The 9,188-nt window shown below is 37.5% G+C and carries 7 protein-coding genes and 1 pseudogene; 5 read left to right on the top strand and 3 right to left on the bottom strand.

Annotation, left to right across the window (positions count from 1 at the left end; translation table 11 throughout):
* The first annotated feature begins 468 nt into the window (after window positions 1-468).
* Both L634_RS0112245 and L634_RS0112250 read left to right on the top strand, forming a co-directional pair.
* Complete coding sequence (locus tag L634_RS0112245) at window positions 469-948, top strand: YsnF/AvaK domain-containing protein (RefSeq protein ID WP_026582701.1); 480 nt, start codon at window positions 469-471, stop codon at window positions 946-948.
* An 82-nt stretch (window positions 949-1,030) separates the two neighbouring features.
* Window positions 1,031-1,558, top strand: coding sequence for a YsnF/AvaK domain-containing protein (locus tag L634_RS0112250; protein WP_026582702.1), 528 nt, complete (start codon window positions 1,031-1,033; stop codon window positions 1,556-1,558).
* Between the two features lie 482 nt (window positions 1,559-2,040).
* Here the strand turns inward: L634_RS0112250 and L634_RS0112255 are convergent, their stop codons facing one another.
* Window positions 2,041-2,505, bottom strand: a complete 465-nt coding sequence (locus L634_RS0112255) for a hypothetical protein (RefSeq protein WP_026582703.1) — start codon at window positions 2,503-2,505, stop codon at window positions 2,041-2,043.
* A gap of 21 nt (window positions 2,506-2,526) precedes the next feature.
* Window positions 2,527-3,007 (bottom strand): annotated as a pseudogene (locus tag L634_RS31065) (GyrI-like domain-containing protein).
* A 357-nt stretch (window positions 3,008-3,364) separates the two neighbouring features.
* Between L634_RS31065 and L634_RS0112270 the strand changes: the two are divergent.
* A complete protein-coding gene (locus L634_RS0112270; RefSeq protein ID WP_026582704.1) occupies window positions 3,365-4,327 on the top strand; it encodes a helix-turn-helix transcriptional regulator in 963 nt (320 codons plus the stop codon).
* 378 nt (window positions 4,328-4,705) lie between these two features.
* On the opposite strand, the gene L634_RS0112275 is transcribed toward L634_RS0112270, so the two are convergent.
* On the bottom strand, window positions 4,706-5,371 hold the full coding sequence (locus L634_RS0112275; RefSeq protein ID WP_026582705.1) for an HAD family hydrolase: 666 nt from the start codon (window positions 5,369-5,371) through the stop codon (window positions 4,706-4,708).
* 332 nt (window positions 5,372-5,703) lie between these two features.
* Between L634_RS0112275 and L634_RS0112280 the strand changes: the two genes are divergently transcribed.
* Both L634_RS0112280 and L634_RS0112285 read left to right on the top strand, forming a co-directional pair.
* Complete coding sequence (locus tag L634_RS0112280) at window positions 5,704-6,939, top strand: IS110 family transposase (RefSeq protein WP_026582706.1); 1,236 nt, start codon at window positions 5,704-5,706, stop codon at window positions 6,937-6,939.
* Between the two features lie 875 nt (window positions 6,940-7,814).
* Window positions 7,815-9,050: an IS110 family transposase gene (locus L634_RS0112285; RefSeq protein WP_026582707.1), complete on the top strand. Its 1,236-nt coding sequence runs from the start codon at window positions 7,815-7,817 to the stop codon at window positions 9,048-9,050.
* Window positions 9,051-9,188 lie beyond the last annotated feature (138 nt).

Consider the following 9,188-nt stretch of genomic DNA (forward strand, 5'->3'; position numbering starts at 1 on the left):
AATGATAATTACCATATTCACCTCATTTTTTATTGTTGTTATAGGTATAGACTTAACAATAAGTTTGTAAAGACGTTTGTTGCGCAATAACAGTCTAATACGCCCCATAGCAATTTATTTTTTTATTCCACTAACCAGCCCCTTTCGTATTAAAGAGGTTAACTAGGTTTTTCCTGGTTGACCTTAAGATTACACAATATGGTACTCCAGAACATGGTCATTTAGTTGATAAAGGTATTTGATTAATTTTCATAAAGGCATCAGACTTGCCGTTTAAGAGAGTTTTTATTTAAACCATAAATATATCCATTGAAAGTTCTGCTAAAGACAGGGATAGAAAGGAAGAAACCGAGCAGATCTAAGGGATAAAACTGGTGCTGCATTAAAATTTACAAGCGCATATTTTCACTTATATCAGGCAACATTACTATTGTTCGATCCAAACACATTCCCTAGGAGGTTTTCAGAATGGGCTTTTTTGATTATTTATTTGGCGAAGATAAACCTAATATGGAAACTCGAAAAGGATTCCGTAAAACGGACGGCACTGCCGATACAGAGTTTGCAGCAGAAGAGGCACATCTGGATCTTCGCGAGGAAGAATTGGACATCGACAAACATCGGGTAGAGACGGGTGATGTCACACTTCATAAAGACATTGTTGAGGAAGAACAATCAGTGAATGTCCCTGTTTCACATGATCAAGTCGTCATTGAACAAAGAGCCGTTGATCACGAACCAACAGATGAACCAATTACAGAGGAAGAAACTGTTAGTATTCCAGTTACATCTGAAGAAATTGATGTCGGAAAGCATACGGTCATCACTGGTGAAGTCTCCGCTCATAAACGTTCAGTTCAGGAAACCGAACAAGTACACGACGTACTTCGCAAAGAAGTTGCAGATATTGAATCACATGGTAATGCAGATATTATCAAAGAGGATTAAATATCCACACCTACTTAACTTTTTAGTTAAGTAGGTGTTTCTTTCCATTCACTATACATAATAAATAACTTCAGGAGGTCATATGGGGAAGTATATTATTATTGGTGCTGTAATAGGCAGCATTGCCGGTTGGGCAACAGGCTTTTCTGTCGCAGCAGGATTCGTTTTAGGAGCAATCGCGGGGGCCATTAGTTATACAATAAAGACAAGAAGGAACTTCGAAGGACACGCTGAAAAAATAAGTGATAAAAAAGAGCAAACACTTCAATTGCGAGAAGAGCGGCTGGACATAAAAAAAGAACGAGTAAAAACAGGTGAGGTTAAGGTTCATAAAGAAGTCGTGGAAGAACAGAAAACGTTCACGATTCCGATTAAGCGTGAAGAAATGGTAATAGAAGCAGGAAATGAGGAAGAGCTTCGAATTCCTTTGAAAGTGGAAGAAGTAGAAATAATCAAACACCCTGTTCAAGTGAATGAGGTTTCAGTTACAAAACGTCAAATAGAAGAAGTGAAACAAATAAAGGAAACGCTGAAAAAAGAAACAGCACACGTTGACGTTTCAGGTGAAGCAGATGTAATAGAAAAGCCGCCATCTGAAAAGCAGGAATAAACATTTTCGCCATATTAGGTATTAAATATCATTAAAACTTGCCCGTTAGCGGAAACAAGAAAAAAGAGCTGCCGATCCACACTGGATCTTCAACTCTTACACCCTTTAAAGTGATAACCTAAAAATCTCTTCACCCTTACCGAATACGTCTGAATTTGACTTTTAATTGAATTAAAGAACTTTTCATGGAACAAAGCTGGATTGTTGAGACTGCAGTGCTGAAATAAATTTTGCTCAAAAATACCTATATCCAAAACAATTTACTGGGCAGGCTAAAAACCCTTGGAAAACTAATTAAGACGCTTCCCTTCTCTCCCCTGAACCCCTATTAGCAAAGTAGAGTTACCAAGAAAAATGGCTGGATTCATTGGGTTTTTAAGCTAGTGAAAGCTATTTTTTACCTTAATAAAGAAAATAGCTTTCACTAATTTCAATGAAGGAAAAGAATGATCAAGTACAAAAAATGGCTGGATTAGCCTGCATTAATATTCCCCTTTAATCACAAAAAACGATCCCCGAATGGTTCCAGCCAGTTTGGATTTCCGCTTAGCAAACTTAAATTTCCCTTCTAACTCCTTTGGTACTTCCATCCCCTCAGAAAGCTTAAAACCAACGGCCCGTTTCTTAGGGTCATCAACCGTATACATGACATTGACCTCTAGACCATCCTCAAAAAAGACGAAAGCCCATTTGATATTTTCGACTTGAAAACGCGACGTCTCTAAAGGTTTGGCCGCAAATTCAATATCACGTTCTTCTTTCAAAATTCGGTTCACATAATCAAGGGTCTCCTGGCTTTCGCTAGCTGGTACAACCGTAAATTCATGCTTATATTTAGTCATGAAGTAACGGGCTTCATTAGCACGCAAACCAGCAAGGGCATCCGCTGCCGGTGAAGACTCTAAACCAGCCGTAGACACATTTTTGAAATCAACAATATAGGACATTTTCAACCCGCCTTTTATTTCCTATTTCCTAACAACAGGAATCCACATTTCACCAAATACTAAGCCGTTTCGCTGCCCCATCTCAACCGCTGCATTGGGCCCGCCAACATAGGCGAAATTCTCTGCTTCTGGCAAGACTTGACCAAAGGCAATGCCAGTCAGCATATTTCTCAGCTCTTCAGCTGAATTAGCCTCCCCCTTTAACAACGAGGTAATCCCCTTTAGGAAATTGGATAACTCTTGATGCTTCTGGCAGCGACTCCTCTGTCATGACGCCAGCATAATGCATCATCTTGTTGTTCACCGCTTCGTTCACGGTAAAAATGTAATCATTTGTGGCGATGGCTTTTAAACTGTCAAGCCTTCCATCCTGTTTGACTGCCTGCCGAAAGTCTGCCTTTTCCTTATTTATGCCGGCATAGTCTGTGTAATCGCTCTTAAGTTCAGTCCCAATGCCTAAAACGGTAAAGCTTTCTTTTTCTTCTAGAGTATAATCTGCCATATTCAAAACCATCCTTTTCTTTAAAATTGGCTCTTTTCTCTTAGATTGTTGTTTTTACTTATAAATTTTGTCTAAATTTTGTCCGTTGATTTCCGCTGCGGGCACTCGCTTTCCGCGGGGAGGAATGAGAGCCTCCTCGGCTTCGCCTGTGGGGTCTCCCACTTCCCTCTCTTCCCGCAGGAGTCAAGTGCCCTCCGCTACAATCAACTCAGTTAGTTAAACTTAGTTTACCACCCGGAAAACAACAAACTTTACGAAAACAGCCTTAAAATTTGATCAAATGATTTGTCTTTTCACTTGATGAGTTTATAATAGCCTTAAATCATGTCAAAAATTGATACTGTTTAGGAGGCCCCAATGAAAAAAGTTGAACGGATAAATGTTATGATGCGGTATATCAACAACCGCGCCCACTTTACAATTTCTGAAATCATGCGGGAATTTAACATCTCTCGTTCCACAGCCATTCGAGATATTCGAGAAATTGAAGCCATGGGGATGCCGCTTGTCGCTGAAGTTGGAAGGGATGGGGGTTATTTTGTCATGAACAACTCTGTCCTGCCCACTGTTCGCTTTACCGATAATGAGATCAAAGCTCTTTTTATTGCCTTTATGGCTACAAGAAATCTGCAGCTCCCCTATCTAAAGAGCCGTCAGTCTTTAGCAGAAAAATTACTCGGCCTTATCTCAGAAGCCCAGCAGGAAGACATTGTTCTTTTAAATCAAATCTTGCTATTTGAAGGGACCAACCCCAATAATCCTGATCTGCTTGAACTGTCAGACCTCCCTCATCCGATGTTAGAAAAATTCATCCAAACCCTGCTTTTGGATAGCTATTTATTAATTACCATGAAAGAAGAGAAGGGAATCAGGTCGTATCCAATTTATCTCTTGCACCTTTATCGTGAAAAAAGCATTTGGCTGATTGAGGGCTTTGACCTGCAGGAAGAAAGGAAACAAATTTTTCCAGCGGACAGTCTCACTGATGTCAAACCATACCCTTCGAAAAATAGAGTAAGCAGGAAAAATATTTTAGAAAAAATAAGAAAGCAGGAGGAAGTAATCAATCTTGTCCTTGAACTTGGTCCAAAGGCGATTGCCCAATACAAAAAATACCATCCTTTAGAAGTTTCAATTTCCTATACAAACCCTTACCAAACTACAGCTGTTTTAAAGACATTTATCAATGTTAATAATCCTGAAGAATTGACCGAAATAACCAATTGGCTGCTTTTCCTAGGTGAGGATATCAAGGTCAGGGAAATGCCGGAAGAAGTCTTAGAAGGTTTAAAAGAGAGATTATGCTTATACTTCCCATAAGCAGTGGCCAGTTAAAATCAACTAATTTTAAGCTTGGGTAGTTACCAGGTATCCCCTATTTCCGAGCACCCAGCGAAATTTTTTACTTGCACCCTGCTTTAAATGCTCTTCTATACATTAAACCGTTCCTATTCTGTCCGCAATTCTTCTATAAACTGATAATTTTGGGTAGTACCAAAGAAGCTCTCACTACTCCTCTAAGATATATATTGTGAAATACAAGAACTGGTTATAACAGTAAAATGAGCATACCCATTATGACAGAAGCTTCTTTGCTTTTTTAATATTTACTTCTCTTATTCAAATAATCTGGCCCGATTGTTAAACATAATTAATTCATTTAACACTTGCACCCAAAGGTTAACAAAACTCAATAATTTACTGTCTTAAATTTTCAATGATTAAAGGCAATTCCCCCAAATCATCTACAATGAAGTCTGCTTCAACATGGTTCCATTGAAAATCCTTTTTCCAAATTCCTTTCATTCCTGCATTTCGGGCAGCTTTTACATCATTGTCTGGATGGTCGCCAACAAATATACTTTCATTAGGTGACACATTAAGCTGGTCCAAGGCTCGCTTAAATATTTGAGGGTCAGGTTTTTTTATGCCTTCCCATTCAGATACTAAAATAACTTTAAAATACTCTACAATTCCCATCGCCTTTATATTATCCATCTGAAATTGCCCTTTTCCATTCGTAATCAACCCTAAAACAAGGTTGCTTGTCCGCAATTCTTCTAGCATGCTAATGAGATTTGGGAAAGAGATGCAATTATGCTTAAATTGGCATATGTAATCTTGAAGTAATTCCTCCCAAGTTATATCGGTAATCTCAAATTCATTGACTAGCTGTTGATACACTTTATCTTTCCAAACATATCCACGATTATCTAATTCAATAAACCTTCTTACGTATTCCTCTTTTGGTATATGACCCATAAATTTATTTAGTCTGTCGTATTGCTTCTGTAGAAACATTTTTACTGATTCATCTCTATTTAACAAAGTTCCGTCTAAATCGAATATAACAGCTTTAATCATTTCTGAGCCCACACTCCCCGGTTAAGGTTCTTATATTTTTCTTTTCCGCTATTCCAGACTCCTTCTGCAAATATCCTGCCCTTTCGTATTATAAGGTCACCAGATATTTCTGGTTGACCTATTTTTTTATGGTCTTATTATATCAGTAGCCAGGGTAGAACGTAACTGCCCGTGGGGCTTCGACCCCGTCAGCTAAACGGTTCGCCCCCTACTTGTAGAAACATGATTGAGGCTGGTTGGGACTTAGATCTCGTATAACAAGCGAAGCTGTGACACTGCATGGAGGAATTAGGGATACTGGCAAATGACTAGTTTAGGAGGAGGAATTAGAAATGAATCCAGTCATAGGTCTGGATGTTTCAAAAGGGGAAAGTCAAGTTCAGGCATTTTTAGATAAAGGCAAACCATATCGTAAGAGTTTTAAAGTTTCTCATACTATTGAAGGTCTTAATTTACTTGTAGAGTTTCTGGAAGTCGTAAAGAGAGAAACAGGTAAGAAACCACCTATCGTTCTAGAAGCAACAGGACATTATCATTCCTCTGTTGTTCAATACTTGGAGGAACGTGGATATTTATTGATCATCATTAATCCACTGATTTCTTATAAAGTTAAAAGTTCAAGTCTTCGGAAAGTAAAGACAGATGCGGTCGATGCTTACCATCTCTGCGAGCTATTTTATAAAGAGGATCTTGAGCCATATAAAAAGCGTGGAGTTCAACTTTTAAACCTTCGAAATCTTACCAGACAGCACGAGAATATAACTGGGGTATTAATTCAAACAAAGCTACAATTTCAAGCTATTCTGGATCAGGTCTTTCCTGAATATAGAGGGGTTTTTGGCGACTTATATTCAGTAGTATCACTGTTAACTCTTTCAGAGTTTTCCTCATCTGAAGATATATTAGAGGCAAGTATTGAAACCATAGCTGACAAAATCGCTCAATTATGTAAAAGCCGTTCATACAGATGGGCTAATGAAAAAGCTATTCAACTCAAAGCTGCCGCAGACCGAAATCCGTTTGAAAAGACTTTGTATCAGAGTCATATTTTGAGTCTAGGTATGTATATAAACATCATTCTTCAATACAAAGAGCACCTATCCAAGTTAGAGTCAGAGATAGATGCCCTCGCAAAAGAAGTTGAAGAATATAACATCATCAAATCTATCCCAGGTATCGGTGAAAAGATCGCTGCAACGATCATTTCAGAAATTGGGGAGATAGATCGATTTACTGATCCTAAAAAGCTCGTAGCTTTCGCTGGAGTTGATCCTAGTGTATTCGAATCTGGTAAGTTTACAGCCACCAAAAACCGAATCACCAAAAGAGGATCCAGTAGGCTTCGTCACGCCTTATATATGGCTGTTCGTTGTGCGATTCGTGACTGTCGCAAGAGCAAAACAAGCGATGAGATCATTCCTCGTAATAAGAAATTACGAGAGTTCTATGATAAGAAACGTGAAGAAGGAAAACCCTTTAAAGTAGCTGTCATTGCTTGTGTAAATAAGCTCTTACATTGGATATTTGCCCTTTTAAAGAATAAAACGACTTTCCAAGATATAGCTTAAAACCTATATCTAACTAAATAACACAAAACCTTCCAAAATTAGTCTAACGGAAGGTTATTTGGTATGCGCATTTTTAGTATAGCATGGGATATTTTAAATTTTTATTGAAAAATATTGACAAACTATTAGCTGGTTTTGTTGAATAAGAAAAAGCCGCCTGGTTTGGCAGCTGTTCTTGAACAAAAGCACTCGATAGTTCAATAAGATAATTTAATTTCCGTTCACTTTGCGGAGTATGTACTCTCTAAGAATATTACCAGTTTTATAAAAAGTCTCGAACGTTTTTAATGCATCTTTAATACTTAATATTTCATTCCTTTATACCGAGATTGCTCCCCTACTGTAATTAATTGAAATAGGATTTTTGTTTTCCTTTTCTATACCTAATACAGAATGTATTTCTGATTGTTTATATTCTATAGTAAGCCTTAATTTAGCCCTTGCATATTGGATAAAGTCACCATTTTCTTTGGTTAAAATAAAAAAAGATTTAAAACGTGGATTGATTCCGTAAATGCTGCAAGATTATTTCTATGGTAGGATTATTAATCTTTTTTGTTCCATTATCTGTTTCGTAGTCAATATCACTCAACTCACCACTTGTAAACTTCAACTAAAGCTCCCGTTCGTATTATATGGTTAGCCAGATATTTCTGGTTGACCATATTTTATATGGTTTTATTATAACCATGTAGCCGGGGTAGAACGTAAGCACCCGTGGGGCATTGACCCCGTCAGCTAAACCGTTCGCCCTCTACTTGTAGAAACATGTTTGAGGCTGGTTGGGACTATGATCTCGCATAACAAGCGAAGCTATGATACTACAAGAGGAATTAGGGGTAACCGGCAATCTAATTATTTGGAGGAGATTTAGAATGAATCCAGTCGTTGGTCTGGATGTATCAAAAGGAGAAAGTGAAGTTCAAGGATTTTTAGATAAAGGAAAACCTTATCGTAAAAGCTTTAGTATCCGACATGATCTAGAAGGTTTAGGATTATTACTTGAGTTTCTTAAAGAAATAAAAGATATAACCGGGCAACAGCCTCCGGTTGTATTAGAAGCTACAGGACATTATCATGCTCCAGTTGTTCAGTATTTGGAGGAGCGAAATTATTTATTAATAATCGTCAATCCATTGATTTCACATAGAGCCAAAAGTTCGAGTTTACGAAAAGTGAAAACAGATGCAGTTGATGCTTATCGCCTCTGCGAGCTTTACTATAAAGAGGAGTTAGAGCCCTATAAAAGGCGTGGAATTCGACTCTTAAATCTGCGTAATCTCACAAGGCAACATGCAAATATAACCGAGATATATGTACAAACCAAATTACAATTTCAAGCAGTATTAGATCAAGTATTTCCAGAATATAAGGGGGTTTTTGGTGAGTTATACTCTGTAGTATCTTTACTTACTCTGCAAAAATATCCTACATCAAAAGATATCTTAGCTGCTAGTGAAGATGAGTTAGCTAATGGGATAAAAGAGTTATATAAACATGGATCAAAAAAATGGGTAAAAGAAAAGGCACAAAAACTTAAGAATGCCGCAGCCCGTAATCCATTTCAAGCAACTTTGTACAAAAGTCATTTATTAAGCATGAGTATGTATATTGATATGCTTCTTCAATATAAAGAGCATCTATCAAAGTTAGAGACAGAGATAGATACTCTCGCTAAGGAAATTGAAGAATATAAGATTATCCAATCTATCCCTGGCATTGGTGAAAAAATCGCGGCAACGATTATTTCCGAGATTGGCGAGATAGACCGGTTTAATCATCCTAAAAAGCTAGTCGCATTCGCCGGAGTTGATCCAGAAGTATTTGAATCTGGTAAATTTAAAGCCACACTAGTACGAATTACAAAACGTGGTTCAAGCAGACTACGGCATGCCTTATATTTGGCTGTTCGTGCAGGAATACGTGACGCTCGTAAAAAGAAAACAAGTGATGAGATAATCCCAAGAAATAAGAGATTAAGAGAATTTTACGATAAGAAACGCAGTGAAGGTAAATTGTATAAAGTAGCAGTTATTGCTTGTGTTAACAAGCTCTTACATTGGATATTTGCTATATTAAAAAACAAAACCACTTTCCAAGATATTGCTTAGAAACTATGTCTAACTAAATACAGAAAAACCTTCCAGTAACCGTTTAACGGAAGGTTATTTAGCATGCGCATTTTTAGTATAACATGAGTAATTTAAGTTTTTTAGTGAAAAATGTTGACAAACTATTAGCTGGTTTAG

The sequence above is a fragment of the Bacillus sp. J33 genome (genome assembly GCF_000518885.1).
Lineage (GTDB): Bacteria > Bacillota > Bacilli > Bacillales > Cytobacillaceae > Cytobacillus.